Raw genomic sequence first — 26,225 nt, 5'->3', positions numbered from 1 at the left:
GACGCATTAATCGCCGGTGGGCCCCATACGGTCGTACAGGGTTGCGCGCGAGATGCCCAGCAGCCGCGCCGTCGCCAGCTTGTTGCCGCCGGTTCGAGCCAGCGCGGCGGCGATGGCGCGGCGCTCGAGTTCGGCGATCTGCTCGGCCATGGGTCGCAGCAGGTGTGCCTGGTCAGCATCGCCGCCGGACGGCAGCGGCTCGGGCGCGGCGATCTGCTCCAGGCCGGTCTCGGCCAGCACGCGCTTGACCTCGGCCGCATCGATGCGTGTCGAGTCGCTGCGCATCGCCAGTTGTTCCAGCACGTTGCGCAGCTCGCGCGTGTTGCCGCGCCAGTGCTGCGCCGCCAGCAGGGCCAGCGCATCGGGCATGAGTTCGGGCGGCGCTTCGCCGCTGCGCTGCGCCATGTCTTCGCCCAACGCCTCGATCAGCGCTGGGATGTCGCTGCGCCGCTCACGCAATGGCGGCACCCGCAGCGGCAGCACGTTGAGGCGGTAGTACAGGTCCTCGCGAAAGCGCCCCTCGCGCACCAGCGCCGGCAGGTCGCGCGAGGTGGCGGCGATCACGCGCGCATCGAAAGGCACCACCTTGTTCGAGCCCAGCGGCTCGATCTCGCCTTCCTGCAGCGCGCGCAGCAGCTTGGCCTGCAGGGCCAGCGGCATGTCGCCGATCTCGTCGAGGAACAGCGTGCCGCCGTCGGCCAGCTTGAACTTGCCCTCCCGCCCCTTGCGATCGGCCCCGGTGAAGGCGCCCGGCGCGAAGCCGAAGAACTCGGCCTCCAGCAGCGTGTCGGGCACGGCCGCGATGTTGAGGCTCACGAAGGGGCCGTTGGCGCGTGCCGATGCCGCGTGGATCGCATGCGCCAACAGTTCCTTGCCGGTGCCGGTCTCCCCCAGCAGCAGCACCGGGCTCGACGACTGCGCGGCACGCCGCGCATGGCGCTTCACGTCGACGGCCGCCGGGCTGCTGCCGATGAAGCTCGCGAAGGTGTGCTTGGCGCGGCGCTGGCCGTCGGCGCCCGCCAGCTTCCACAGCGGGTGGTTGCGCTGCGTCGCCAATTCGCGGCGCGCATCGTCGAGGTCGCGCTGCAGCATCGCGAACTTGCTGATCAGCGGCTGCAGCGTGGTCTCAGGATGGTCGAACAGCACGATGCCGATGGCGCCGATCACCTCGCCCAGTTCCGGATCGCCCTCCGCACCCGCCACTTCCGCGTGCAGCGGGATGCGGCTGACGACGAAGGTGCCGGCCTTGTTGGTCAACAGGTCGATGAGGATCGGCTTGCCGCTCTCCAGCACTTCGCGCATCTGCGTGTTGTGGATCACCTCTTCCACCGGCCGCCCGACGAAGTCGTCGACCGACGCGAAGCCCAACGCCGGCAGGAAGCGCTTGTAGCCCTCGTTCACCCACACGATGCGGCCGCTGCGATCGACCAGGAACATGCCCTGGCTGATGCTGGAGAACAGGTGGAACATCGAGCGCGCGGCGAGCGCGAGGATGCCTTGGGCGTCGAGAGGGAGCGCGGGAGGCGCAGGTGATGCAGCAGAGATGGAGCCCATCGCGGCATCGTAGCGCCGGGCGGCGCGCTCGCGACAGCCAGGTGGTTCCGCGTCATGCACCGCCGCAACGCCATCACTCCCTTCTCCGAGCAGGCTCTTTAGTTCAATCAATCGTTTGATCTGTGGTCTAATCCGGCCGCCATGAAGACGTCGCCCCAACAGACCGCTTCGCCACCGGCGACACCCACGGAACGCGCCTCGCGCAGCGATGGCGCCGAGTCCCGCGAGCGCATCCTCTACGCCGCGCTGCGCCTCTTCGCCGAGCACGGCTTCGCCAAGACGTCGACGCGCGAGATCGCCAAGGCGGCCGGCGTCAACATCGCCGCCATCAGCTACTACTTCGGCGACAAGGCCGGCCTCTACAGCGCCACCTTCAACGAGCCGATGGGCGGCTCGTCGGCCGACCTGGTCGAGCTGTTCGGCGCGCCGGGGCTGGCCATCGCCGAGGCGCTGCGCCTCTACATGGTGGCCTACGTCGAACCGCTCAAGCATGGCGAGATCGTGCGCCAGTGCATGCGCCTGCATATGCGCGAGATGGTCGAGCCGACCAGCCAATGGGCCGAAGAGGTCGAGCGCGACATCCGCGGACCGCACGAGGCGCTGGTGCGCATCCTGGCGCGTCATTTCGGCATCACGAAAGCGGACGACGATGTGCACCGACTGGCGCTGGCGATCAACGGGCTGGCTCTGCAGCTCTTCGTGATGCAGGACATGGTCGAGGTGCTGCGACCGTCCCTGCTGCGTTCTGCCGAGAGCATCGACCGTTGGGCCGATCGGCTGCATTCGTACGCGATGGCGATGCTCGATGCCGAAACGGCACGGCGCGCCCCGCCCCCTTCCAAGAGGACCTCCCCATGACGCCCCACCGCACGAACCACCGGCCGCGCCTGGTGCTGCTGTGCCTGTCGCTCGCGCTGGCCGGCTGCGGCGTGACGCGGCCGCCCGCGAGCGCGAGCGCACCGATCCCTGCGCAGTGGCATGCGCCGGTGCCCGCCCCCCTGGCCCACGTGGGCTCGCTGCCCGCCCTGGCCGACTGGTGGCGGCAACTCGACGACCCGTTGCTCGTGCGCCTGATCGAAGCCGCGCAGACAGTCAGCCCGACGGTGGCGAGCGCTGCGGCGCGCATCACCGAGGCGCGCGGCACGCGGGTGCAGGCCGGCGCGGCGCTGCTGCCGACGCTCGACGGCACGCTGTCGGCGCAGCGCAGCAACTCGCCAGCGGGCGGCACCGGCAGTTCGACCGGCGCGAGCGCTTCGCTGCCGGCGGTCACGACCTTGCAGGCCGGCCTGCAGTCGAGCTGGGAGATCGATCTGTTCGGCGGCCGCCGGGCCAGCCGCGACGCCGCCGACGCACAGTTGCAGAGTGCCAGTGCCAAGTGGCATGACGCCCGGGTGTCGGTCGCGGCCGAGACGGCCAACCAGTACTTCGCCGAGCGCGCCTGCCAGCGCCAGCTCGCGGTGGCCGAGTCCGACGCGCGCTCGCGCGGCGAGACGGCGCGCCTCACCGACCTGTCGGCCAAGGCCGGCTTCACCGCTCCGGCCGACGCGGCCCTGGCCCGCGCGAGCGCGGCCGACGCGTCGGCCCGCCTGACCCAGCAGGGCGCGCAGTGCGCCGTGCTGCGCACGGGCCTGGTCGCGCTGACCGGCATCGACCCGACCGAGATCGACCGGCAGCTGGCCACGGTCTCTGCTGACCGCGCCCTGCCGGCGGTGCAGGTCGTGGCCAGCGTGCCCGCCCAGATGCTCGCCCAGCGGCCCGACGTCTTCGCCGCCGAGCTGGGCGTGGCCGCAGCCAGTGCCGAAGTCGGCGCGGCCGAGGCCGACCGCTACCCGCGGCTGACGCTGCAGGGCTCGGTCGCCGCCCTGCAGCTGCGCAGCGGCGGCGCGCGTCAGCGCATCGACACCTGGACCATCGGACCGGTGGCGCTGACGCTGCCGATCTTCGACGGCGGCACGCGCGCCGCCAATGCCGAGAGCGCCAAGGCGCGCTACGACGAGGCCGTGTCGCAGTACCGCGGCAGCGTGCGCACGGCGGTGCGCGAGGTCGAGGAGGCGCTGGTCAACCTGCAGGCCACCGACGCCCGCACCGGCGACGCCGACACCGCGGTGCAGAACTACCAGGCATCGTTCGACGCCACGCAGGCGCGCTACCAGAGCGGCCTGGCCAGCCTGTTCGAGCTGGAAGACGCCCGCCGCACGCTCTTCGCCGCGCAGACATCGCGCGTGGCGCTGCAGCGCGAACGCGCCGAAGCCTGGGTGGCGCTCTACCGCGCCACCGGCGGCGGCTGGGCCCGGCCCGGCACCGCCCTCGCCAACGACACCTCTCCCTCTTCCGCACAGACGAAGACAGCGAAGACACCATGACCCGACGCCAGCGCACCCTCCTCCTCGCCTTCGTGGCCCTGATCGTCGTCGCCGTGCTGGCGTTCTGGCTGCTGCGCAAGCCGGCCGAGCCCGCGCCGCCGGCAGGTGCCACACCGGCCGGCGCCAAGGGCGCCCCACCCGCGCGCCCGGCCCTCACCGTGTCGGTCGCCAGGCCCGAGCAGAGCGAGCTGAACGTCACGCTCGCCGCCAACGGCAACGTCGCCGCCTGGCAGGAAGCCATCGTCGGCTCCGAGTCGAACGGGCTGCGGCTGGCCGAGGTGCGGGTGAACGTCGGCGACGTCGTGAAGAAGGGCCAGGTGCTGGCCGTGTTCTCGCCCGAGACCGTCAACGCCGACGTGGCGCAGGCGCGCGCCTCGCTCGCCGAGGCGAAGGCCACCGCCGCCGACGCCGCAGGCAATGCCGCCCGCGCCCGCACGCTGGCGCAGACCGGCGCGCTCAGCCAGCAGCAGATCAACCAGTACCAGACCACCGAGCAGACCGCCAAGGCGCGCGTCGAAGCGGCCGAGGCGGTACTCGCCGCGCAGCAGGTGCGCGGCCGCAACACGCGGGTGCTGGCACCGGACGACGGCGTGATCTCCGCGCGCACCGCCACGGTCGGCAGCGTGGTCGCGGCCGGCACCGAGCTGTTCAAGCTGATCCGCCAGGGCCGGCTCGAATGGCGCGCCGAGGTCACCTCGGCCGAGCTCGGCCGCATCGCGGTCGGCACGCCGGCCACGGTGCAGAGCGCGAGCGGTGCGCAGGTGCAGGGCACCGTGCGCAGCATCGCGCCGACGGTCGATCCGCAGACGCGCAATGCACTGGTGTATGTCGACATCCCCAACGTGCTGCAGAACACCGGCATCAAGGCGGGGATGTTCGCGAACGGCGAATTCCAGCTCGGTCGAAGCAACGCCCTGACCGTGCCGCAGGCCGCCATCGTGCCGCGCGACGGCTTCAACCACCTGTTGCTGCTGCAGCCCGACAACCGCGTGTCGCAGCTGAAGGTCGAGACCGGCCGCCGCGTCGGCGAGCGGGTCGAGATCCTCACCAAGCTGCCCGCCGATGCGCAGGTGGTGGTGCAAGGCGCCGGCTTCCTCAACGACGGCGACCTGGTGCGGGTGAATTCCGTGAGCCCTGGAGCAGGCAAGCCATGAACGTTTCCGCCTGGTCCATCCGGAACCCGATTCCGGCCGTGATGCTGTTCGTGCTGCTCACCTTCGGGGGGCTGCTGTCCTTCAACGCGATGAAGGTGCAGAACTTTCCGGACATCGACCTGCCGACCGTGACCGTGTCGGCAGCGCTGCCGGGCGCGGCACCGTCGCAGCTGGAAACGGATGTCGCGCGCAAGCTCGAGAACTCCATCGCCACCATCCAGGGCCTCAAGCACATCACGACCAAGGTGCAGGACGGTGCGGCCACGCTGATCATCGAGTTCCGCCTCGAGAAGCCGGTGCAGGAAGCGGTCGACGACGTGCGCTCGGCCGTGCAGCGCGTGCGGGCCGACCTGCCGGCCGATGTGCGCGACCCGGTCGTCACCAAGCTGGACTTCGCAGCGCAGCCGGTGCTGGCCTTCACCATTTCGTCCAGCCGCATGGACGCGGAAGCGCTCAGCTGGTTCGTCGACAACGACGTGACCAAGAAGCTGCTGGCGCTGCCCGGCGTGGGCGCGGTCAACCGCGTGGGCGGCGTGACGCGCCAGGTGCATGTCGACATCGACCCGGCCAAGCTGCAGGCGCTGGGCGCCACCGCCGCCGACATCTCGCGCCAGTTGCGCCAGGTGCAGACCGAGAGCGCGGGCGGCCGCTTCGACCTGTCGGGCAGCGAGCAGCCCGTGCGCACGCTGGCCACGGTCCAGTCGGCCGACGAACTGCGCAGCATGCAGATCCCGCTGTCCGACGGACGCCGCATACGGCTCGACCAGGTGGCGCGCATCAGCGACACCATCGCCGAGCCGCGCGCCACCGCCTTGCTCGACGGCAAGACCGTGGTCGGCTTCGAGGTCGCCCGCAGCCGCGGCGAAAGCGAAGTCGCCGTCGGCGCCCTGGTGCAGAAAGCACTGGCCGAGATGCGCACGCAGCACCCGGACATCCAGTTGACCGAAGCCTTCAACTTCGTCGACCCGGTGCAGGAGGAGTACGACGGCTCGCTGCACCTGCTGTACGAAGGCGCGATCCTGGCCGTGATCGTGGTGTGGCTCTTCCTGCGCGACTGGCGCGCCACCTTCGTCTCGGCGGTCGCGCTGCCGATGTCGGTCATCCCGGCCTTCATCGGCATGCACCTGCTGGGCTTCTCGATCAACATCATCTCGCTGCTCGCGCTGTCGCTGGTGGTCGGCATCCTGGTCGACGACGCGATCGTGGAGGTCGAGAACATCGTGCGCCACCTGCGCATGGGCAAGAGCCCGTACGACGCGGCGATGGAGGCGGCCGACGAGATCGGCCTGGCCGTGATCGCCACCACCTTCACGCTGATCGCCGTGTTCCTGCCGACCGCCTTCATGAGCGGCGTGGCGGGCAAGTTCTTCAAGCAGTTCGGCTGGACCGCGTCGCTCGCGGTGTTCGCGTCGCTGGTCGTCGCGCGGGTGCTCACGCCGATGATGGCGGCCTACCTGCTCAAGCCGATCGTCGGCGCCGAGAAGGAGCCCGGCTGGCTGCGGATGTACATGCGCGCGGCCGAGTGGTGCATGAAGCACCGGCTCGCGACCATGGCCATGGCCACGCTCTTCTTCATCGGCTCGATCGCGATGATCCCGCTGCTCAAGACCGGCTTCATCCCGGCCGACGACAACTCGCAAACGCAGGTCTACATCTCGCTCGCGCCCGGTGCGACGCTGGCGCAGACCTCGGCCACCGCCGAGGAGGTGCGCCGCCGCGTGATGGCCATCCGCCATGTGAAGAGCGTCTACACCACCGTGGCCGGCGGCAGCGCGGGCGGTGATCCGTTCGCGAGCTTCGGCACGCCCGAGACGCGCAAGGCCACGCTCACCATCAAGCTCGACCCGCGTGGCGACCGGCCGCGCAAGCAGGTGATCGAGAACGAGATCCGCGCCGCGCTCGAGTCGCTGCCGGGCGTGCGCAGCACGGTCGGCCTGGGCGGCTCGGGCGAGAAGTACATCCTGTCGCTCAGCGGGGAAGACCCGGCCGCGCTGACCACCGCGGCGCGCGCCGTGGAGCGCGACCTGCGCACCATCCCCGGCCTGGGCAACATCACCTCGACCGCCAGCCTGATCCGCCCCGAGATCGCGGTGCGGCCCGACTTCGCGCGCGCCGCCGACCTGGGCGTGACCAGCTCGGCCATCGCCGAGACCCTGCGCGTCGCCACGCTGGGCGACTACGACCAGTCGCTGCCCAAGCTCAACCTGGCGCAGCGACAGGTGCCGATCGTCGTGAAGCTGGAAGACTCGGCACGACAGGACCTGGCGCTGCTCGAACGCCTGGCGGTGCCCAGCGCCCGCGGGCCGGTGATGCTCGGCCAGGTTGCCAAGCTCACGGTCGAGGGCGGCCCGGCCGTGATCGACCGCTACGACCGCTCGCGCAACGTGAACTTCGAGATCGAGCTCTCGGGCGTGGGCCTGGGCGATGCCAAGGCCGCCGCCATGGCGCTGCCGTCGATCCAGAACCTGCCGCCCGGCGTTCGCGTGGCCGAGGTGGGCGACGCCGAGGTCATGACCGAGCTGTTCAACAGCTTCGGCCTGGCGATGCTGACCGGCGTGCTGTGCATCTACATCGTGCTGGTGCTGCTCTTCAAGGACTTCCTGCACCCGGTGACCATCCTGTGCGCGCTGCCGCTGGCGCTGGGCGGCGCCTTCGTCGGCCTGCTGATCGGGCAGAAGGCGCTGTCGATGCCGTCGCTGATCGGGCTGATCATGCTGATGGGCATCGCGACCAAGAACTCGATCCTGCTCGTCGAATACGCCATCGTCGCGCGCCGCGACCACGGCATGAGCCGCTGGGACGCGCTGCGCGATGCCTGTCATAAGCGCGCACGGCCGATCATCATGACCACCATCGCCATGGGCGCGGGCATGGCACCGATCGCCTTCGGCTGGGGCGCGGCCGACTCGAGCTTCCGCTCGCCGATGGCGATGGCGGTGATCGGCGGGCTGATCACGTCGACGGTGCTGAGCCTGCTGGTGGTGCCGGCGGTGTTCACCTACATCGACGACATCGAGCAGTGGATCCGGCGCACGGTGCGCCGGCTGCGCGGGGCATGAGCCTTGCGCGCCTGCTTCTGGTCGGCGGCACCGCGGCGCTGGCACTGGGCATCGCCTTCGACGGCCACCTGCCGCGCGCGGCCGAGCTGCTGCCAGCGCTGAGCGACGAACCGTTGCAGCGCGCGGTGGCGGCACCGGCTTTCCAGGCGCATGCCGGCCAGGTCGACTACCGCATCGCGCCGGTGGCCGACTACGAGATCACCGGACTGGTCGTGAGCCGGCATGACGCCGACACCTGGTGGGACTGGATCCACCGCGCCAGCAACGACCACCTCAACGTGGTCGACCTGTGCATGATCTGGGGCGCCAACGCGGCCGACGGCGCCTACGAGAAGATGTCGTTCTCCAGCGGGCAGTTCGTCTGCTACTACAGCAGCCGCGACGACACGGCCTGGCAGCCGCAGTACACCCGCGCGCTGTCGAACAACCACCTGCTAACCGAGGATCCGCACATCGCTCGGCAACTGCGCCGGCTGCGCGTGGGCGACCAGGTCCGCATCGGCGGGCAGCTCGCCAGCTACAGCCACGACGCCGGCTTCGCCTTCACGCGGGGCACCTCGCTCACGCGCGAGGACACGGGCAACGGCGCCTGCGAGACGATCTTCGTGCGCGAGGTCGAACTGCTGCGCCGCGCCCCGACGTGGCCTCTCTGGCTGCGATGGCTCGGCGCCGCGTTGCTGGCTCTCGGACTGGTTGCGTGGTTCGCGGCGCCGCATCGGCCACGGAACTAGAGCCGGGCGGACCAGCGCGAGCCTCGCTAGGATGCGGGCATGCGTTTGCTCCTTGTCGAAGATGAAGCCGAGATGGCCGCCTGGCTCATGCGGGCCTTCAAGCAGAGCGGCTTCGTCGCCGACCATGCGCCCGATGCCGCCACCGCCGAATCGCTGCTGGCCGCCGGCGACTACGACGCGGTCGTACTCGACCTGCGCCTGCCCGACCGCCACGGCTTGGCGCTGCTGGTCGACCTGCGCGCCGCGGGCAACCGCACGCCGGTGCTGGTCCTCACCGCCGAAGGCTCGGTGCAGGACCGCGTGCGCGGCCTGAACGCCGGCGCCGACGATTTCCTGGGCAAGCCCTTCGCCATCGAGGAACTCGAAGCCCGGCTCGATGCGCTGGTGCGGCGCGCCCGCGGGACCACGCACACGGCGCTGCAATGCGGCTCGCTGATGCGCACGAACGGCAGCCGCGCCTTCACGCTGGCCGGCCAGCTGCTGCAGCTGACGCCGCGGGAGAGCGCCGCGCTGTCAGTGCTGCTGGCGCGCAGCGGCTCGCCGGTGGAGAAGGCACAGCTGTCGGCCAAGGTCTTCCCGGCCGACAGCGACGCGGGGCCCGACGCCATCGAGCTGGTGCTGCACCGGCTACGCCGCAAGCTCGACGGTGGCGACGTGCGCATCGTCACCGTGCGCGGCCTGGGCTACATGCTGGAGAGCATCGCGCATGACAAACCCGCTGGCTGAACCGACCCGCTTCGGCATCCGTGCGCGGCTGCTGGCGCTGCTGCTGCCCTGCGTGCTGGGCCTGCTGGCGCTCGACAGCTGGAACGACTACCGAGAATTGCAGGGCCTGGCCCAGGCCTCCTACGACCGCGCGCTGCTCGACAGCGCCGAGACGCGGCGCCTCGGCGCCACGCTGGCGCCCAACGGCACGCTCCAGCGCGACGCCGCCACCGCCGAGGCGCGGCGCCTGCGCGAAGCCGGTGCAGCGCAGCGCGAGCAGGCCGAGTCCGCGTCGCTGCGGCAGCATCTGCTGCGCGACGTGCGGATGCTGCTGGTCGTCGTGGTGCTGGTCTGGCTCGGCGTCACCTGGTCGCTGCGGCCGCTCGAGCGGCTGCGCCGCTCCGTGGTCCACCGCCATGGCCAGATGCCCGAGCCGCTCGATCCGAGCGGCGTGCCGCACGAGGTCGCGCCGCTGGTCGATGCGGTGAACCAGAACGTCGCGGGCTACCGGCAGCTGCTGGAGCGGCAATCGCAGTTCCTGGCCGATGCGTCGCACCAGTTGCGCACGCCGCTGGCCATCCTGATGACGCAGGCCGGCGTCGCGTTGCGCGAGACCGACACCGCGCAGCTGCACGACACGCTGCGGGCCATGGTCGCGCAGATCGCGCGCAGCCGGCGGCTGTGCGAGCAGCTGCTGTCGCTGGCGCATGCCACCGATGACGCCGCTGCGACCGAGGCGCTGCCCCTGACGGACCTCAACGCCGTGACCAAGGACGTCGCGCTGCAGTACCTCACGCTGGCGCACGAGAAGGACCAGGACCTGGGCTGGGTCGATGTGCAGGCCGTGCCGGTGCATGCGGACGCCGCCGAGCTGCACGAGGTGCTCTCGAACCTCGTGCACAACGCCATCGTGTACACGCCCGTCGGTGGCCACATCACGGTCCGGGCCGGAACGACCGGCGACATGGCCTGGGCCGAGGTGAGCGACGACGGCCCCGGCATCGCGCCGGCGCGGCGCGCCGAGGTGTTCGAGCGATTCCGCCAGGTCGGCGACCGCGCCGGCAGCGGCGCGCGCGGTGCCGGGCTGGGCCTGGCCATCGCGCGCGCCTACGCCCGGCGCAACGGCGGCGACATCGTGCTCGCCGATGGCGATGCGGCGGTCGACGCCGGTGGCGCACCCACGCGCCCGCCGGGCCTGCGCGCCGTCGTGCAGCTGCCGCTGGCCGCACCCTAGCAATGACCCTTAGAAGGCGCTAAGGACTAACACGTATTTTGCGGGCAGGGTGACCCAACGAAAGCCGATTGGAAGCATCGCTTTCTACGATTCGCCGCCCGAGCATCGCTGCGCCTGCTGCGCGGCGACGGTCGGGCCGAACCACCTGGAGACCCTCGCATGCCCCTCTACTGCCTCCCCCACGCGCCGTTCGAAAGGCGCTCGCCATGAACAGCCGCAACTTCGTCCGGGGCGTGGTCATCATGGCCCTCGCCCTGCTCTTCGGCCTCGTCGCGCTGAACTACAAGCTGGGCACGCTCGGCCACTCCGGCGCCGGGATGTTCCCGTTCATGGTGAGCTGCGCGCTGTTCGTGGTCGGTCTTATCACGGCGGGCCGTTCCTTCTTCATCGAGCGCCTGCCGGTGGACTACAACGTCAAGAACATCGCCCTCATCCTGACCAGCCTGGTGGGCTTCGCGGTGATCTCCGAGTACGTCAACATGATCCTCGGCATCGTGTTCCTGGTGTTCTGCTCGACCTTCGCCGGCACCTCCTACTCCGTGTTTCGCAACATCAAGATCTCGGTCTGCCTGATCGCGATCGCGTTCGCCTTCAAGAACTTTCTCGGCCTGAGCCTGCCGCTGTACTGATGGAACTCCTTCACAACCTCGCGTTCGGGTTCGAGCAGGCACTCACGCTGCAGAACCTGCTCTATTGCGCCCTCGGCTGCACCGTCGGTACCCTGATCGGGCTGCTGCCCGGCCTCGGGCCGCTTTCCACCATCAGCCTGCTGCTGCCGCTGACCTACTCCATTCCCGCCGGCGGCGCGTTCATCATGCTGGCCGGCATCTACTACGGCGCGCAATACGGCGACAGCGTGAGCGCGATCACCATGAAGATCCCGCACGCCAGCAGCATCGTGGCGTGCATCGACGGCTACCAGATGACGCTCAAGGGCAAGACGGGGCTGGCGCTGTTCACCGCCGGCATCTCGAGCTTCATCGGCGGCACGGTGGCCATCGTCGTGCTGGCGACCATGGCGCCGATGCTGGGCGAGGTCGGCTTCCTGTTCGGTCCGGCGGACTATTGCGCGCTGATGCTGCTGGGCTTCTTCTGCGTGAGCTTCGTGAGCAGCGGCAGCCTGCTCAACGGCCTGGCGATGGCCATGATCGGCGTGCTGCTCGGCATGGTCGGCACCGACGTCAACAGCGGCGTGGCGCGCTACACGATGAACCTGGCCTTCCTGCAGGACGGCGTCGGGCTCATCAGCATCGCGCTGGGTTGCTTCGGCATCGCCGAGGTGGTGAAGAACCTCGACAACAAGAACGTGCTGACACCCTTCAACGGCAAGATCAAGCTCATGCCAACCTGGCCCGAGTTCAAACGCATCCTCCCGAGCGCCCTGCGCGGCAGCGTGATCGGCTCGATCCTGGGCATCCTGCCCGGCGGCGGCCCGACCATCGCCCAGTTCGCGGCGTACGCGGCCGACAAGCGCTTCAGCAAGTACAAGCATGAGATCGGCACCGGCTGCATCGAAGGCGTGGCCGGCCAGGCCGCCGCCGACGAAGCCGCCGCCCGCACCAGCTTCATCCCGCTCATGGCCATCGGCATTCCCGAGAACGCCGTGATGGCGCTGATGATGGCGGCCTTCATCGTCAAGGGCATCCAGCCCGGCCCGAACATGATCGCCAGCCACCCCGACCTGTTCTGGGGCCTGGTGGCCAGCATGTGGATCGGCAACTGCTTCCTGGTGATCCTCAACGTGCCGCTGGTGCGCTACTGGCTGTCGGTCTTCAAGATCCCGTATGTGGTGCTGTTCCCGGCCATCCTGTTCTTCTGCTGCATCGGCACCTACAGCATCAACAACAGCCTGGACGACATCTACACGACGGCCGTGTTCGGCCTGATCGGCTACCTCTTCCTGCGGCTCGACATGGAAGCCGCGCCGCTGATGCTCGGCTTCATCCTGGGCCCGATGCTGGAAGAGAACTTCCGCCGCGCGATGCTGCTGAGCCGCGGCGAGTTCGGCATCTTCGTCACCCGCCCGATCAGCGCCACGCTGCTCAGCGTGATCACCGCCGTCACGGTGTGGCAGGTCGTCGCCTTCGTTCGCGCGGCGCGCAGGAAGAAGCCGGAGCGCCTGGCCGAGGACGTCGCGCCGGTGGCGGGCTGATCCCCGGGCGCCTTCCTGCGATGTTCAGACCGCGGCGTCGATGCGCAACGACAGCTCGGTCGCGGTGTAGGTCGGCGTGACCTTGTACCCGGCCGGCACCGTGATGGCGCTGAACTTGCCGATCAGCGCGCCGCTGCTGACGACCGTGAGCACGTCGCCCACGCTGGGCGCCGCGCCCGCCTTGAACGTGATGTTCAAGGTGCCGTCCAGGGCCGCCACGCCCTTGACCGACAGGCGGCCGGCGCCGTTGCCGCCGATGTTCATCTGCAGCGTGCTGCCGCCGAGCTGCGTGTAGGCACCGGCCATCGTCACCGTAGACGGGGCATTGCAGACCAGCGTGCCGCCACCGACATAGACGTTGCCCACGCCGAAGGCGCTGGCCGAGTCGGCCTGCAGCGTACCGGCGACCAGTTGCGTGCCGCCGCTGTAGCTGTTCTTGCCGCCCAGGCGCAGCGTGCCGGTGCCGGTCTTGCTCAGCTTGCCGGCGCCGCCGATGTCGTTGCGCCAGCTGTCCATCGCATGGAAGCCACCCAGGCTGGCGTCCATCTTCACGACCACATCGCCGTTGAACGCGCCGTAGCCGTCGGCCGCGTCGAACAGGTTCAGGCGGCCCCAGCCTTCGGGGTCGTCCATCGCCGGGTAGCCCGACGCGATCGCGGTGGTCTTGAGCACCACGCGGCGCTGCTCGGCGTCGAGGTAGGGCAGCCGGGTTTCGAGCAGCACTTCGGCGCCCTTGGGCACGACGGCTGGTTTGGTCTTGTCGCCGACTTGCGTGAAGCCGAAGGTCATGCGGCGCAGGTAGGCCGCCTTGCTGGCGGCGTGGTCCGCGAAGCGGTCCTGGTCCGTGCCCTGCGAATGCGCGAAGGTGTTGAGGGCCGTGGCATCGGTTGCGCCTACCGCCGTCATCAGCACCGACTGGGCCTGCGCACGGGCCGCGGCCTTGCGCGCCGCGTTGGCGCCGGTGGACAGGCTGGCCGCCGCCACCGCATGGCCCTGGATGCGCCCGCCGATCACGTCGAGCGGCGAATGCATGCCGGCGAGGATGCGGTTCTCACCCAGTTCGAGGCCACGGGCGACCATTTCCTGGAAGCGCTCGGGCACCACGTAGCCGAAGGCGAAGCCGTTGCGCACGGCTTCGGCCGTGTGGCCGCTGACGAAACCGCCATCCGTGGTCGGGGTGGAACTCTTCGCGGGCTCCAGGGAAGGCACCACCTTGACGCTGCTGCTCCAGCGCCAGGGGCGCGCGTACTTGAAATAGCGCTTGGCCGGTTCGGTCGAGCCGTTCTCGCCAATGTTGTTGACCAGGTCGACCACGGTGCCGAAGCCCGGGTTGGCACTGCCACCCACACCGCTGTTGTTGCCGCCGTCGTCGTACTTCACGGTGGTGGCGTCGGCGGCGATCCCGGTGATCGTCGTGGTCTGCTGCGCGGCGGCGCGCCACGCCGCCGTGAGTGGACCCAGGCCATCGCTGACGCTGTAGGCCTTGCCGCGGCGGTCGTCGAGGTAGGCCGCGAGTTCCTGCGCGCTGGTGCGGGCCGTGGTCACGTCGATCACGTACTGGATGTTGTGGCCCAGCACGGCCGCGTTGACGCTCTTGCCGTCGGTGGCATCGCCGGGAATCCCGCTCCAGTTGGAAGCGACCACGGCCGGAAAGCCCGCCTGCGCCGGGGCCGTCTGGCCTGCGTCCACCAGCAGCGTGCTGGGCGTCCAGAAATCGAGGAAGCCGGCCACCACGCGGACGCCGGCGTTGGTTTCCTTGGTGGCGTAGCGGGCGTCGCCGCGCTGGTTGGTCGCGACGTTGTCGACGAAAGGCGGAACGGTGGCCACGTCGGGCACCGGTGCGGCGTCGGTGAAGCCGAGGTCCTTTGGCGCGCCGGCCGCCACGACGACGGGCGCGGTCGGCGCCGTGCCGGTGGTGGGGGTCGAAGCGCCCGAATCGCCACCACCGCCGCAGGCCGACAGGCACAGTGCGGCGACCAGGGTGAGGACGAACGGACGGGAGGATGACAGGAATGGAGACATGGAAAGGATTCGATGCGGAATGGGAGCGCGAGCCGGCAGGAGCGCCGGCTCGACGGCACGCAATCTAGGCAACGAAGAAGTCATGCCTGTGAAACACGCGGGCGGCATGGGGTTGCGGCGCCGGCGTCGTTTCGTCGCCCTTGGCCTACCGGTACATGCTGTGGCATCGCACGCGAGCAGCGCGATCCCGCGTCGACCATCGAGCCCTCGGAACACGGAGGACGCCCATGCTCGCCACTCGCATCCAATACGCCTTTGTCGGAACGGCGCTTCTGCTCGCCATCAACGGCTTCGCGCAACAGGGGCCGGCCGACCGCGCCGCTGCGCAGCAGCGCTATGACGCGGAGGTCGCCGCCTGCAACCGCGGGACTCTGCCGGCACCATCACGCGAGGCTTGCGTGCGCGCGGCGGGAACCGCGCTGGATCGTGCCTTGGGCGGGCCGCCGACCGAGGCGGCGATGCCGTCCGCCGATGGCCGCGCGACCGTGGTGGCACCGGTCGGCTCGCCCACGCCGCCCGCGGCGTCGGACACGGTGACCACGCAGGATGGCCGCGCCACCATCGTGCTGCCGGCCGACCGGGCCGGCGCGCGGCGCTGAATCAACGACCGAAGATCAGAGCGCCCCGATCCGGGCCTTCTTCATCGCCATCGCCTTGGCGACGCGCGGCAGAATCAGCACGGCCAGCACCACCAGGATCAGCACGATGGACATGGGCCGCTGGAAGAACACCGCCGCACTGCCCTCGCCGATGGACATTGCGTTGCGCAACTGCGCTTCGGCGAGCGGACCGAGGATCATGCCGACCACCACCGGCGCGGTCGGGAAGTCGAAGCGCCGCATGACCACGCCCAGCACGCCGATGGCGTAGAGCAGGAACAGGTCGAAGGCGCTCTGGCGCATGCCGTAGGCACCCACCGTCGCGAAGATCAGGATGCCGGCGTAAAGCTGGGGCTTGGGAATCTTCAGCAGCTTGACCCACAGGCCGACCATCGGCAGGTTGAGCACCAGCAGCATGACGTTGCCGATGTAAAGCGAGGCGATCAGCGCCCACACCAACGCGGCCGAGGTGGTGAAGAGTTGCGGGCCGGGCTGGATGCCGTAGTTCTGGAACGCGCCCAGCAGGATGGCGGTGGTGTTGCTGGTGGGGATGCCCAGCGTGAGCAGCGGGATCAGCGCCGCGGTCACCGTCGCATTGTTGGCGGCTTCGGGGCCGGCCACGCCTTCGATGGCGCCGCTGGTGCCGAACTCGGCCTTCGCGTCGCTGTCCTTCGCGAGCTTCTTTTCCATCGCGTAGCTCAGGAAGGTTGGGATCTCGGTGCCGCCGGCCGGGATGCAGCCGAACGGCGTGCCGATGGCGGTGCCGCGCAGCCAGGCGGGAATCGAACGCTTCCAGTCGCGCTTGCTCATGTGCACGCGGCTGAGCTTGTTCTGGCCTTCGACGACCTTGCCTTCGTACAGCACGGCATAGAGCACCTCGGCCACCGCGAACAGGCCGACCGCGACCAGCACGATCTCGATGCCGTCGAGCAGTTCCGGCACGCCGCCGGTGTAGCGGCCCTGGCCCGAGATCTGGTCGAGGCCGACGCAGCCGGCGGCCAAGCCGATGAAGAGGGCCGTCATGCCGCGCAGCGTGCTCTTGCCGAGCACCGCGCTCACGGTGGTGAAGGCCAGTAGCATCAGCAGGAAGTACTCGGGCGGGCCGAGCTTCACGGCGAAGTCGGCCACGAAGGGCGCGAACAGCGTGACCACGACCGTGGCGATGGTGCCGGCCACGAAGGAGCCGATGGCCGCGGTGGCGAGCGCGGCGCCCGCGCGGCCGCTCTTGGCCATCTTGTTGCCCTCCATGGCGGTCACCATGCTGGCCGTCTCCCCGGGCGTGTTCAGCAGGATGGAGGTGGTCGAGCCACCGTACATCGCGCCGTAGTAGATGCCGGAGAAGAAGATCATCGAGGCCGTGACGTCGACCTTGCCGGTGATGGGCAGCAGCATGGCCACGGCCACCGCAGGCCCGATGCCGGGCAGCACGCCGACGGCCGTGCCGAGGGCGCAGCCCACCAGGCACCAGAGCAGGTTGGCAGGGGTGATCGCCGCGGCGAAGCCCTGCATGAGTGCGTTGAAGATATCCATGTCAGATCCAGCCCGTCGATGTCAGGCCCGGCAGGTTGATCGCCAGGAACTGCGTGAACATCCAGAACACCGGCGCTGCGATGAGCAAGCCGGTGACGGCATCGATGAGCCAGGTGCGCGGACTGTTCACGCCGCCCTGCCCGCTCGCGCGGCGCAGGCCCTGCACCGCGAGCACGTAGCACAGCGTGCAGCTGAAGATGAAGCCGATGGTGGTGATGAGCGCGGCATTCAGCAGCAGCCCCGCCGACACCCAGACGAAGCCCGACCAGTAGGTCTCGACCGCGCCCGAGGGTTCGTCCATGTCGCGGAAGCCACCGGTGCGCGATTCCCAGACGATCCACGCACCGCAGATCGACAGCACGATCGACACCAGCCACGGCAGGAAGTTGGGGCCAACGCCGCCGTAGCCCGCCTCCGAAGAAATGTCGATGGCGCCCGCCGCCAGCCCCAGGCCGGTCAGCAGAACGCCGACGCCGACGAGCGTCTGCGGCCAGGTGGTGCCGCGCCCCACATCCGCGGGAAGAGAGCTGGAGTTCATTTTTTTCTCTAAAGGAGAGGCGAATCGTCCCCTTCCAGAGACACCGCGGAACCGGCTCAGCCGGGCCGCAGGTGTCTCCCCCGGAAGGGGGTGGGCGCTGCCACACGAAGTGGGCAAGCCTGGGGGAGAGCCAAGTTCTTCAAATCATCCCGGACTTGGCCATGATGGCGCGCAGGCTGGCGAAGTCGTCGTCGACGAATTTCGCGAAGGCGTCGCCCGACAGCACGGCCGGCGTCCAGTCGTTCTTCTTGAGCGCTTCGGCCCAGGCGGAACTCTTAAGCGCGGCCAGCACCATGTCGGTGACGGCCTTGCGCTGCTCGGGCGTGAGGCCCGGGGCACCGTACACGCCGCGCCAGTTGCCGATCTCGACGTCGATGCCCTGTTCCTTCAGCGTGGGCACGTTGATGCCCGGCAGGCGCTGCGCCGAGGTGACGGCGATCGCGCGCATCTTGCCGGCGGCGATGTACTCGGCGAACTCGCTGTAACCGCTGCCGCCGACCGTGACGTTGCCGCCGAGGATGGCCGCCGTGGCCTCGCCGCCGCCGCGGAAGGCCACGTAGTTGATCTTCGACGGGTCGGCGCCGACCTTCTGCGCGATCATCGCTGCCGCAATGTGCTCGGTGGAGCCGCGCGAACCGCCGCCCCACTTGACGCTGCCCGGGTCCTTCTTGAGCTGGTCGACCACATCCTTCATGGTCTTGAGCGGCGAGCTGGCCGGCAGCACGAACACGTTGTATTCGGTCGTGATGCGGGCGATGGGCGTGGCCTGTTCGAGCTTGACCGGCGGCTTGCCGGTGATGATGCCGCCTAGCATGACCGAGCCCATGACCATCAGCGCGTTCGGGTCGCCCTTGGAACCGTTGACGAACTGGGCCAGGCCCAATGCGCCGGCCGCGCCACCCTTGTTGTCGTAGGTGACGGTGTCGGCCACCTTGGCGTCGGTCATGGCCTTGCCCAATGCGCGACCGGTGGTGTCCCAACCGCCGCCCGGATTGGCCGGAATCATCATCTTGAGGTTGGCGGCGGCACGTGCCGACAGGGGCAAGGCGCCCGCGGCGGCCAGGGCGGCCAATGACTTCAAAAAGGTGTCGCGACGCATTGAATGTCTCCTTCGGGGGTGGAATCTGGGGAAGCTGAACGCCGCTATGATGCGCCGCCCCGCTGTCAGTTGGCTGTCCGGCACACTGGGGTAAACACCGAACCCACCTCCCGATGAAGCTGCTGCTGGTCGAAGACGACCCCACCATGCAAACCACGCTGCAGCGCACGCTGGGCCGCCGCCGCATCGACGTGCGGGTGTGCGGCGACGGCGCGCTGGCGCTGGCGCAATGGCAGGCGCTGGAGCCCGACGTGGTGGCGCTCGACCTCAACCTGCCGAACCTCGACGGACTGCAGGTGCTGGCGCAGGCGCGTGCCGCCGGCCTGCGCACGCCGGTGCTGCTGCTGACGGCGCGCGGCACGGTGGGCGACCGCATCGTCGGGCTCAACGCCGGCGCCGACGACTACCTGCCCAAGCCTTTCGACCTGGACGAACTCGAGGCGCGCCTGCGCGCCCTGCGCCGCCGCCATCAGCAACACGACGGCAGCGACGCGCCGCCCGGCCCGCCACCGGTCGGTGGGCTGCGCTACGAGGGCGCGAGCGGCGCCATCTACCACCGCGCGGAGGTGCTGGAGCTCACGCCGCGCGAGCTGGCGCTCTTGAAGGCGCTGATGACCAACCCCGGCCATGCCGTCACCAAGGAACGGTTGTTCGAGCTGGTCTTCCCTGGCGAGGCGGACGTGCAGTACGAGGCCATCGAGGTGGTGGTGTATCGCCTGCGCAAGAAGCTGGTCGGCACCGGCACGGCGCTGATGACGCTGCGTGGACTGGGCTATCTGCTGCGCGAGGAGCCGTGAGGCGGCCCTTCCCGACCTCGGCGAGCTCGCTACGGGCACGGCTGCTGCTCGGCATCCTGGTGCCGGTGGCGCTCGTCATCGCGGTCAACAGCGTGAGCCTGTACCGCCAGAGCCTGGCCGCGGCCACCATCGCCTACGACCGCACGCTGCTGGCATCGGCCAAGACCATCGGCGAGCAGCTCGACGTGACCGGCTACGACGAGGCGGCCGTGCTGCGCGCGGTCGTGCCCTATTCCGCGCTCGAGGCCTTCGAGGCCGACAGCCAGAGCCGGATGTACTACCGCGTGTCGACGCTGAATGGCGAGATGATCTCCGGCTTCGACGAGGTGCCCTTCTGGCGCGGCACCTTGCCGATCCGCCCGCCCTACGCGGCGCTGGTCGATTTCTACGACGCAGAGTTTCGCGGGCAGCAGGTGCGCATCGCCGTGCTGCTGCAACCCGTGGCCAGCGCCGTCGGCCGCGGCATGGCGGTGGTGCAGGTGGCGGAAACGCTCGAGATCCGCGAGACGCTGGCGCGCAAGCTGCTGCTCGACACGCTCTGGCGCCAGGCCGTGCTGCTGGCCGTGATCGCCGGGGTCACCGCGCTGGTCGTGCAGCGCGCAACGCAGCCGGTGCGCGCGCTGGGCGAAGCCATCGAGGCCCGCGCCGCCGACGACCTGTCGCCCATCGAGGCGCCCGACGCCCCGCGCGAACTGCGCCCGCTGGTCGAGGCGACGACGCGCGTCATGGGCCGGCTGCAGGCGCTGCTCGACCATCAGAAGCGCTTCGTGCGCGACAGCGCCCACCAGCTGCGCACGCCGCTGGCCGTGCTCAAGGCGCAGGTGCAGTCGGCGCGGCGCGGCGACGTGCCGGCGGATCAAGCCCTTGGCGAGATCGACGCCACCGTGGCGCGCGCGACGACGCTGGCCAACCAGATGCTCTCACTGGCCAAGGTCGAGCAGTTGCGCCAGCAGCCGGAATCGAGCACGCAGGACCTGGGCGAGGTGGTGCGCCAGGTGGCGCTCGACGTGTCGCCGCTGATCGCCGACAAGGCGCTCGACTTCGAACTCGACGCCCATGCCGTGCCAGTCCACGCCCACCGCTGGATGCTGCAGGAGCTGACACGCAACCTGCTGCACAACGCCATCAAGCACAGCCCGCGCGGCGGCATGCTGTCGGTGCGGGTGCGTGCCGACGATGGCGAGGCGCTGCTGGGCATCGCCGACGCCGGCCCCGGCATCCCGGACGAACTGCGGGGCCGTCTGTTCGCGCCCTTCTCGGCCGGTGACATGGCCAGCGGCTCGGGGCTCGGGCTGGCGATCTGCCAGGAAATCGTGCATGCGCTGGGGGGAACGATCGCGCTGGACAATCGCCTGGCGGACGGCCGCGTCGTCGGGCTCGACGCCACCGTGCGGCTGCCGCTGGAACAAGGATAGGAATGGATCGTCTGCGTATCGACAAGTGGCTGTGGGCCGCGCGCTTCTACAAGACCCGCTCGCTGGCGGCCGACGAGATCGGCAAGCACCGCGTGCAGGTCAATGGCGACGTGGCCAAGGCCTCGCGCGAGGTCAAGGCCGGGGACACGGTCGCGCTGCGCCAGGGCGCGGTGCAGCGGACCGTGGTCGTGCGCGGCCTGAGCGGCCAGCGCGGGCCGGCGCCGGTGGCCCAGCAGCTCTACGAGGAAACCGCCGACAGCATCGCAGCACAGGCCGCGGCCCGTGAGCAGCGCCGCCTCGGCAGCGAGCCGGCGCTGAGCATCGAGCAGGGACGGCCGACCAAGCGGGAGCGCCGCAGCCTCGACCAGGCCCGAAGCGGTTGGGGCCCGCGCTGGAGCGCCAGCCTGGACGGCGACGACAGTGCCGAATAGCCATCGGCGATGCGGCCTAGCGGGGTGTGCGACCGGGCGCCGACGCCGCGGTGCGTTTAGCCGAATGGCGTATTGAGGCCGCGCCGCCTCACGCGCAGACTGCGGGCTCGCTCCCTGGGTTCATCACTTCTTCCAAAGGCACCCAAATGGAAACGCTTTCGCAAGCACAGTTCGTGGTGGCCCTGGCCTCGGCAGCGGGGGTCGGTATCGGCATGCTGATGACCCTGAGCCGTTCGCAGATCGTGCTCACCCAGGCGATGGCCGCGCGCGTCGCCGCCTCCATCGCGACACTGGACGAGTCGACGCGTTGAGTCAGAACCTCAGAACCGGCCCAGCAGGCGCTTGCGAGCCGCCTTCGCAGGTCGAATCGATTCGCCGGTTGGCTTCTTCATCGGAAAGCGGCGCAGCATCCGCAGGCCCTGCGGCGTGACAGCCTCCACCGTCGCGGGCGGCTGGTCATAACCATGCAGCGTGCGCACCGGCAAGGGGATGGTCGCCTTCACGTGCCCCGCCAGGTGCAAGACGCGCAGGCCATCGACTTCCTCCCCCGAGAACAGGTTGACCGGAAGCGGCGCTTGAGCGAGCTGATGAAGGAGCAGAAGTGACACGGGTGGACCTTGGTGGGCGGCATGCGCGGCGGTCGCCGCCTCACTGACGCGCTGGTTTCTTCGATTTTCGGCGGGTGCGGAGGCCCCCGGAAGCCCGCCCCAGGTCAACAAAGCCTGCCCGGCGTGAATAAATTGACACTGTTTAACAGTCGTCGACGGACATACTTGTGGGTCACTCGGAGGTGCTCATGAGTCAATGGGAAGTGGAATTCGCCGGCGCCGTGGCCAATCTGGAAACGGCCTACGCCGTGGATCAGCACGCCTACGACGTCCTGCGCGATCCACTCAAGGCGTCCTGGGCCTTGCTCCCCACCTGGATGTGGCCCGAACCCGAGCGCGTCGGCGCCCTGCTGCGTGCGCGGATCGATCTCGTCGCGGCGGAAGACGAGGTGCGCGATCTGGTACGCCGCCAGAGCATCGCCATCCGCAATGCACGGGCGCGACGTCAGGCGATGTACCAGCGCCGCGCCTTTGCCCAGACAGCGCCCGACGAACTCAGCGGCCCGGCGGCCCTGGCCGCACTGTCGCCCTCACCCGTCATCATCAGCGCTGTGCAGCCGGCGAGCGAGTCCTAAGCCTGTCGGCGCGACATCGATCGGCCTTGCCGTCGGCTACTGGATCGTCGTGTGGGCGACGTCGAAGGAGGGGCTGATGAACGTCGGCGCGGCGAGTTCGCCACGGCGCGGGCCATCAGCACCGGCCGCCGCCTGCAGCGCCATGTAACCTGCCGCCAGCGCCGCCTGGTAGGTCTTGGCGGGCGCGTCGGCCGCATCGATCGGCTCGTAGACACCCGCGTCGTCGTTCTCTTCCTGCAGCACCCAGAAATACAGGCCCGGCCACGGCTCGTCCACGGTCAGTGCAATGCGGCGCAGATCAGCAGTCATTTCTTCATCCTCGTCGGGCCGGGCCCGTTGCTGTTGTAGGTATCGGAACCGGATGGAACCGAGTTCTTTAGTTCACATTCGATGATCTTTGTCACCGTCTGTCGATAACCTAGATTAGGCATGGCTTTCGCCCGATATGCGCGGCACGGGAAGTCCGTTGTAATGCTTTAAGTGACAAATCCCGCAAAACAACGAGAACATTAGTACTCTTTTATCGATTCACTGGCGTCCAATGAACCCCTCACCAGGGACGCACATGAACCAGCCACAGCACGTACCGCACGATCCGCCGACCGGCTTCGATTTCGACTATGCGCCCGGTGCGCTGGAGGTCCGCATTTGCGAACTCGCCGTCGCCACGGCCGACCAAAGCGACCCGATCGTCGACGACGCATTGCGCACCGTCCTGCGCATCCTGCGGGAGCAGCATGCGACCGACGCCGCCTTCGTCCTCGAGCTGGTCGACGGTCGCCGCGTGCAGCGATCGCCCAACGGTGCCGCGTACGGCAGTTTTCATACGGCCTGCTTCGGCAACCCGCTCGACTTCGCCATGGCGCGCCAGGCCGTCCCGCGGACGACGAACGCCGCCTGCTATGTGAGCGTCCCGGTCGTCCTGCTCGACGGGCGGGTCTACGGCACCCTGTACGGTCCATGCTGTGATCTGGCGGAAGAGGCGCGCCAGCGTGATCTCGCGCGGCTGGAAATGACGGCACAGCTGGCGGCCCGCCTGATCGATGCGAGGCGTGCCCGGGCGCCGACGCCAGGCACGGCCGCGACGGCGCAAGCGTAGTCGCCCAAAACCAGAAAACCGCGCTCGTCTCCCGCATTTGATCCACCGCAAGGCACGGCGCGCGGCACCGGCGCAGGATGGTGACCCGACGGCTTCTCAAGGAGACACACCATGTACCGCTACATCCTGGTTCCGCTCGACGGCAGCAAGACGGCCGAGCGCGGCCTGCGCGAGGCGATCCGATTCGCCGACGCGCAGAAGACCAAAGGCAAGCTGCATCTGGTGCACGTCATCGATGAATTCCCCACATTGGTCGAGCTCTCGTCGATGAACAGCTTCGAGCTCTCGATCCAGCGCCTGCGCGACGACGGCCATGCATTGCTGGAGCGGGCTGCACGCACCGCCGCCGAAGCCGACGTGGAGGCCGACACGGCCCTGTGCGAAGTCACGCAAGGCCGCATTGCCGACGCGCTGGTGGACGAGGCCCGCAAGAGCGGCTGTGACCTCATCGTGATGGGCACGCACGGCCGCCGCGGCTTCAGCCGACTGGCGCTCGGCAGCGACGCCGACCTGGTGGTGCGCGCGAGCACGGTGCCGGTGCTGCTCGTGCGCGACACCTCGGCAGACACCTGAGGACACCGCCGTCGGCAAGCTGTCCCTCTGGCACGCCGCGGCCTTCGTCGGCGGGCTCCTGTTGCTGGGCGGGTGCGCGCCGCTGGCGGCCCCGCCGGCAGCGCTGCGCGACGGCCGCATGCCCGACTCGCGGGTCGAGTCGGGGTTCGCGTCGCTGGTGACACGACGCAGCGCCAGCGTGGTGGACATTGCGACGCTTCGCATCGGGCGCGATGCGAGCCCTGAACTCGAGTTCATGCCGGAAAACGACTTCGCCGACCGGCTGGCCTGGCCGCTCCCGGCGAGCGTGCAGCTCAGCCAGATCCGCGATCTCGCCTCGGGCCTGATCCTGTCCAGCGATGGCTACATCCTCACGAGCGCGCACGTGATCCGCAACGTGGACGACATCCAGGTGCGACTCGACGACGGCCGGCGCTTCCGTGCACGTGTGGTGGGTCTCGACGCGCGCAGCGACGTGGGCGTGCTCAAGATCGCGGCCACCGGGCTGCCCACTGCCGCCATGGGCGACTCCTCCCAACTGGCCACGGGCGACTGGGTGGCGGCGATCGGCGCGCCCTTCGGTTTCCATGGCACCTTCACCGCTGGTGTGGTCAGCGCCACCGGGCGCTTTCTCAATGGCGGGGGCGACATTCCCTTCATCCAGACCGACGTCGCCATCAACCCCGGCAGTTCCGGCGGTCCCCTCTTCAACAGCCGGGGCGAGGTGGTAGCGATCAATGCGCTGATCTACAGCGGCAATGGCGGCTACATGGGCATCTCCTTCGCGGTCCCCATCAATCTGGCGCTGAAGATTGCCCATGCGTTGCGCGACAACGGCATCGTCCGGCGTGTGCACCTGGGCGCCGAGTTCCAGGAAGTGACGCCGGCACTCGCGCAGTCGTTCGCCGCGCCCGGCACCACGGGCGCTCTGGTCGTGCAGGTGCACGACGGCGGTCCGGCGCACGCCGCCGGTCTGGCGGTCGGCGACATCGTGACCGCGATCGATGGTGTGCCCATGGCCCGCCCCATGGACCTGCTCGATGCCATCGCCGCACGGCCGGCCGGCACGCGGTGCCGCCTGACGGTCTGGCGGCGCGGCGCCAACACCACCGTCCGCGTCACGCTGGCCCTTCAACCGGGCAGCACGCCCCACGACGCCCCGCCCAGCGACCTCGCGTGGACCGATGACCTCGGCTTGACGCTGCGCGAACTCACCCCTGCACAGCGCCTGCAGCTTCGCATCGACAGCGGTCTGTGGGTGCACGATGCCGCGGGGCTCGCGCGCAGCGAAGGAGTCCGGCCGGGCGATGTGGTCATCGCTGTCAATGACCAGCGCGTGGCACACGTCGCCGACTTCAAACGCCTGCTCGCCGCATTGCCGCCGGGTGGCGGCAGTGTCGCGCTGCTGCTGATGCGTGACCGCCGGATGGCCTACCTGGCCATCGGCTTGCCGCCGAAGCCGTCCGCGCGCTGACACCCTCCAGGCCCCGCCGGCGACGCCCGACAATAGCCACTTCATTCACGGAGCATCTGCAATGGCGATCGAAATGGCTTTCTGGGCCGAGCCCGAACACATGGACGCCATCCGGGCGGCCAATGGCTTCGCGAGCGGGCTGAAGAATGTCCCCCTCTGCCCGTTCAATGTCGGCGACACCTTCAGCTACCCTGGCCCCACCCATGCCCTGGCCTACCGGGTCATCCAGCGGCATTACCAACCGATGGCGGATGGGAGTGCGAAGTGGGTCATGAAGATCGAACCCTGCGCGCACCCGGTGGCGGGGTAGTTCCTTGCCTCGCTACGCGACGCGACGCGACGAAACGCGTGGCTCCCAGACGCAAGAAAGCCCCGACTGGCGGGGCTTTCAGGGGCCTTTGATGCACCGTGAAGTGATCAGAAGCCAATTTTGGCGGAACCGGAGGGATTCGAACCCTCGATGAGGCTCTACACCCCATACTCCCTTAGCAGGGGAGCACCTTCGGCCACTCGGTCACAGTTCCTTTGGAGGCG

General features: G+C 69.4%; 26 protein-coding genes and 1 tRNA gene. 19 read left to right on the top strand and 8 right to left on the bottom strand.

The window, feature by feature from the left end:
• Positions 1–6: 6 nt before the first annotated feature.
• Complete coding sequence (locus QTH86_RS03310) at positions 7–1,554, bottom strand: sigma-54 interaction domain-containing protein (RefSeq protein ID WP_286646083.1); 1,548 nt, start codon at positions 1,552–1,554, stop codon at positions 7–9.
• Between the two features lie 141 nt (positions 1,555–1,695).
• Between QTH86_RS03310 and QTH86_RS03305 the strand changes: the two genes are divergently transcribed.
• The 9 genes from QTH86_RS03305 to QTH86_RS03265 all read left to right on the top strand — a co-directional run bounded on the left by QTH86_RS03305 (position 1,696) and on the right by QTH86_RS03265 (position 12,952).
• Positions 1,696–2,412: a TetR/AcrR family transcriptional regulator gene (locus QTH86_RS03305; protein ID WP_286646084.1), complete on the top strand. Its 717-nt coding sequence runs from the start codon at positions 1,696–1,698 to the stop codon at positions 2,410–2,412.
• Positions 2,409–3,917, top strand: coding sequence for an efflux transporter outer membrane subunit (locus QTH86_RS03300; RefSeq protein WP_286646085.1), 1,509 nt, complete (start codon positions 2,409–2,411; stop codon positions 3,915–3,917). Before QTH86_RS03305 ends, QTH86_RS03300 begins: the two co-directional genes overlap by 4 nt.
• On the top strand, positions 3,914–5,071 hold the full coding sequence (locus QTH86_RS03295; RefSeq protein WP_286646086.1) for an efflux RND transporter periplasmic adaptor subunit: 1,158 nt from the start codon (positions 3,914–3,916) through the stop codon (positions 5,069–5,071). Before QTH86_RS03300 ends, QTH86_RS03295 begins: the two co-directional genes overlap by 4 nt.
• Positions 5,068–8,130: an efflux RND transporter permease subunit gene (locus QTH86_RS03290; RefSeq protein WP_286646087.1), complete on the top strand. Its 3,063-nt coding sequence runs from the start codon at positions 5,068–5,070 to the stop codon at positions 8,128–8,130. Before QTH86_RS03295 ends, QTH86_RS03290 begins: the two co-directional genes overlap by 4 nt.
• Positions 8,127–8,861 carry a hypothetical protein gene (locus QTH86_RS03285; protein ID WP_286646088.1) on the top strand — a complete coding sequence of 245 codons (735 nt, stop codon included), beginning with the start codon at positions 8,127–8,129 and terminating at the stop codon, positions 8,859–8,861. The genes QTH86_RS03290 and QTH86_RS03285 overlap by 4 nt, the downstream gene beginning before the upstream one ends.
• A gap of 39 nt (positions 8,862–8,900) precedes the next feature.
• Positions 8,901–9,587 carry a response regulator gene (locus QTH86_RS03280; RefSeq protein ID WP_286646089.1) on the top strand — a complete coding sequence of 229 codons (687 nt, stop codon included), beginning with the start codon at positions 8,901–8,903 and terminating at the stop codon, positions 9,585–9,587.
• Positions 9,568–10,800 (top strand): sensor histidine kinase, encoded by a 1,233-nt coding sequence (locus QTH86_RS03275; RefSeq protein ID WP_286646090.1) that lies wholly within the window; start codon positions 9,568–9,570, stop codon positions 10,798–10,800. The genes QTH86_RS03280 and QTH86_RS03275 overlap by 20 nt, the downstream gene beginning before the upstream one ends.
• Positions 10,801–11,006: 206 nt before the next feature.
• Positions 11,007–11,429, top strand: a complete 423-nt coding sequence (locus QTH86_RS03270; protein WP_286646091.1) for a tripartite tricarboxylate transporter TctB family protein — start codon at positions 11,007–11,009, stop codon at positions 11,427–11,429.
• Positions 11,429–12,952, top strand: a complete 1,524-nt coding sequence (locus tag QTH86_RS03265) for a tripartite tricarboxylate transporter permease (protein ID WP_286646092.1) — start codon at positions 11,429–11,431, stop codon at positions 12,950–12,952. The genes QTH86_RS03270 and QTH86_RS03265 overlap by 1 nt, the downstream gene beginning before the upstream one ends.
• A 24-nt stretch (positions 12,953–12,976) precedes the next feature.
• On the opposite strand, the gene QTH86_RS03260 is transcribed toward QTH86_RS03265, so the two are convergent.
• Positions 12,977–14,974: a phosphatase PAP2 family protein gene (locus QTH86_RS03260; RefSeq protein ID WP_286646093.1), complete on the bottom strand. Its 1,998-nt coding sequence runs from the start codon at positions 14,972–14,974 to the stop codon at positions 12,977–12,979.
• 227 nt (positions 14,975–15,201) lie between these two features.
• Here QTH86_RS03260 and QTH86_RS03255 point away from each other — a divergent pair, with 227 nt between their 5' ends.
• Positions 15,202–15,573, top strand: a complete 372-nt coding sequence (locus QTH86_RS03255) for a hypothetical protein (protein WP_286646094.1) — start codon at positions 15,202–15,204, stop codon at positions 15,571–15,573.
• Between the two features lie 15 nt (positions 15,574–15,588).
• On the opposite strand, the gene QTH86_RS03250 is transcribed toward QTH86_RS03255, so the two are convergent.
• The 3 genes from QTH86_RS03250 to QTH86_RS03240 form a co-directional block, all read right to left on the bottom strand.
• Complete coding sequence (locus tag QTH86_RS03250; RefSeq protein ID WP_286646095.1) at positions 15,589–17,103, bottom strand: tripartite tricarboxylate transporter permease; 1,515 nt, start codon at positions 17,101–17,103, stop codon at positions 15,589–15,591.
• Position 17,104: 1 nt separating this feature from the next.
• Positions 17,105–17,641 (bottom strand): tripartite tricarboxylate transporter TctB family protein, encoded by a 537-nt coding sequence (locus QTH86_RS03245; protein ID WP_286646096.1) that lies wholly within the window; start codon positions 17,639–17,641, stop codon positions 17,105–17,107.
• Positions 17,642–17,780: 139 nt separating this feature from the next.
• Entirely contained in the window at positions 17,781–18,740 is a 960-nt protein-coding gene (locus QTH86_RS03240; protein WP_286646097.1) for a tripartite tricarboxylate transporter substrate binding protein, read from the bottom strand.
• A 113-nt stretch (positions 18,741–18,853) separates the two neighbouring features.
• Between QTH86_RS03240 and QTH86_RS03235 the strand changes: the two genes are divergently transcribed.
• The 4 genes from QTH86_RS03235 (at position 18,854) to QTH86_RS03220 (ending at position 21,694) form a co-directional block, all read left to right on the top strand.
• Positions 18,854–19,537, top strand: coding sequence for a response regulator transcription factor (locus tag QTH86_RS03235; protein ID WP_286646098.1), 684 nt, complete (start codon positions 18,854–18,856; stop codon positions 19,535–19,537).
• A complete protein-coding gene (locus tag QTH86_RS03230) occupies positions 19,534–20,952 on the top strand; it encodes a sensor histidine kinase (RefSeq protein WP_286646099.1) in 1,419 nt (472 codons plus the stop codon). Before QTH86_RS03235 ends, QTH86_RS03230 begins: the two co-directional genes overlap by 4 nt.
• 2 nt (positions 20,953–20,954) lie before the next feature.
• Entirely contained in the window at positions 20,955–21,383 is a 429-nt protein-coding gene (locus tag QTH86_RS03225; RefSeq protein WP_286646100.1) for an RNA-binding S4 domain-containing protein, read from the top strand.
• A 146-nt stretch (positions 21,384–21,529) separates the two neighbouring features.
• On the top strand, positions 21,530–21,694 hold the full coding sequence (locus QTH86_RS03220) for a hypothetical protein (RefSeq protein WP_286646101.1): 165 nt from the start codon (positions 21,530–21,532) through the stop codon (positions 21,692–21,694).
• A gap of 9 nt (positions 21,695–21,703) precedes the next feature.
• Here the strand turns inward: QTH86_RS03220 and QTH86_RS03215 are convergent, their stop codons facing one another.
• Positions 21,704–21,991, bottom strand: coding sequence for a hypothetical protein (locus tag QTH86_RS03215; protein ID WP_286646102.1), 288 nt, complete (start codon positions 21,989–21,991; stop codon positions 21,704–21,706).
• A 188-nt stretch (positions 21,992–22,179) separates the two neighbouring features.
• On the opposite strand from QTH86_RS03215, the gene QTH86_RS03210 reads away from it, so the two are divergent.
• A complete protein-coding gene (locus QTH86_RS03210; protein WP_286646103.1) occupies positions 22,180–22,566 on the top strand; it encodes a hypothetical protein in 387 nt (128 codons plus the stop codon).
• Between the two features lie 36 nt (positions 22,567–22,602).
• On the opposite strand, the gene QTH86_RS03205 is transcribed toward QTH86_RS03210, so the two are convergent.
• Positions 22,603–22,875, bottom strand: a complete 273-nt coding sequence (locus tag QTH86_RS03205; protein ID WP_286646104.1) for a hypothetical protein — start codon at positions 22,873–22,875, stop codon at positions 22,603–22,605.
• 256 nt (positions 22,876–23,131) lie between these two features.
• Between QTH86_RS03205 and QTH86_RS03200 the strand changes: the two genes are divergently transcribed.
• The 4 genes from QTH86_RS03200 to QTH86_RS03185 all read left to right on the top strand — a co-directional run bounded on the left by QTH86_RS03200 (position 23,132) and on the right by QTH86_RS03185 (position 26,001).
• Positions 23,132–23,665, top strand: a complete 534-nt coding sequence (locus QTH86_RS03200; RefSeq protein ID WP_286646105.1) for a hypothetical protein — start codon at positions 23,132–23,134, stop codon at positions 23,663–23,665.
• A gap of 111 nt (positions 23,666–23,776) precedes the next feature.
• Positions 23,777–24,238 carry a universal stress protein gene (locus tag QTH86_RS03195; protein WP_286646106.1) on the top strand — a complete coding sequence of 154 codons (462 nt, stop codon included), beginning with the start codon at positions 23,777–23,779 and terminating at the stop codon, positions 24,236–24,238.
• A 118-nt stretch (positions 24,239–24,356) separates the two neighbouring features.
• Complete coding sequence (locus QTH86_RS03190) at positions 24,357–25,691, top strand: trypsin-like peptidase domain-containing protein (RefSeq protein ID WP_286646107.1); 1,335 nt, start codon at positions 24,357–24,359, stop codon at positions 25,689–25,691.
• A gap of 61 nt (positions 25,692–25,752) precedes the next feature.
• Positions 25,753–26,001, top strand: a complete 249-nt coding sequence (locus QTH86_RS03185) for a hypothetical protein (RefSeq protein WP_286646108.1) — start codon at positions 25,753–25,755, stop codon at positions 25,999–26,001.
• A gap of 121 nt (positions 26,002–26,122) precedes the next feature.
• On the opposite strand, the gene QTH86_RS03180 is transcribed toward QTH86_RS03185, so the two are convergent.
• Positions 26,123–26,215 (bottom strand) — tRNA-Ser (locus QTH86_RS03180).
• Positions 26,216–26,225 lie beyond the last annotated feature (10 nt).

Origin of the sequence: Variovorax sp. J2L1-78, from assembly GCF_030317205.1 — a bacterium.
Taxonomy (GTDB): domain Bacteria; phylum Pseudomonadota; class Gammaproteobacteria; order Burkholderiales; family Burkholderiaceae_C; genus Variovorax; species Variovorax arabinosiphilus.
This window is presented reverse-complemented; position numbering and strand designations above follow the sequence as displayed.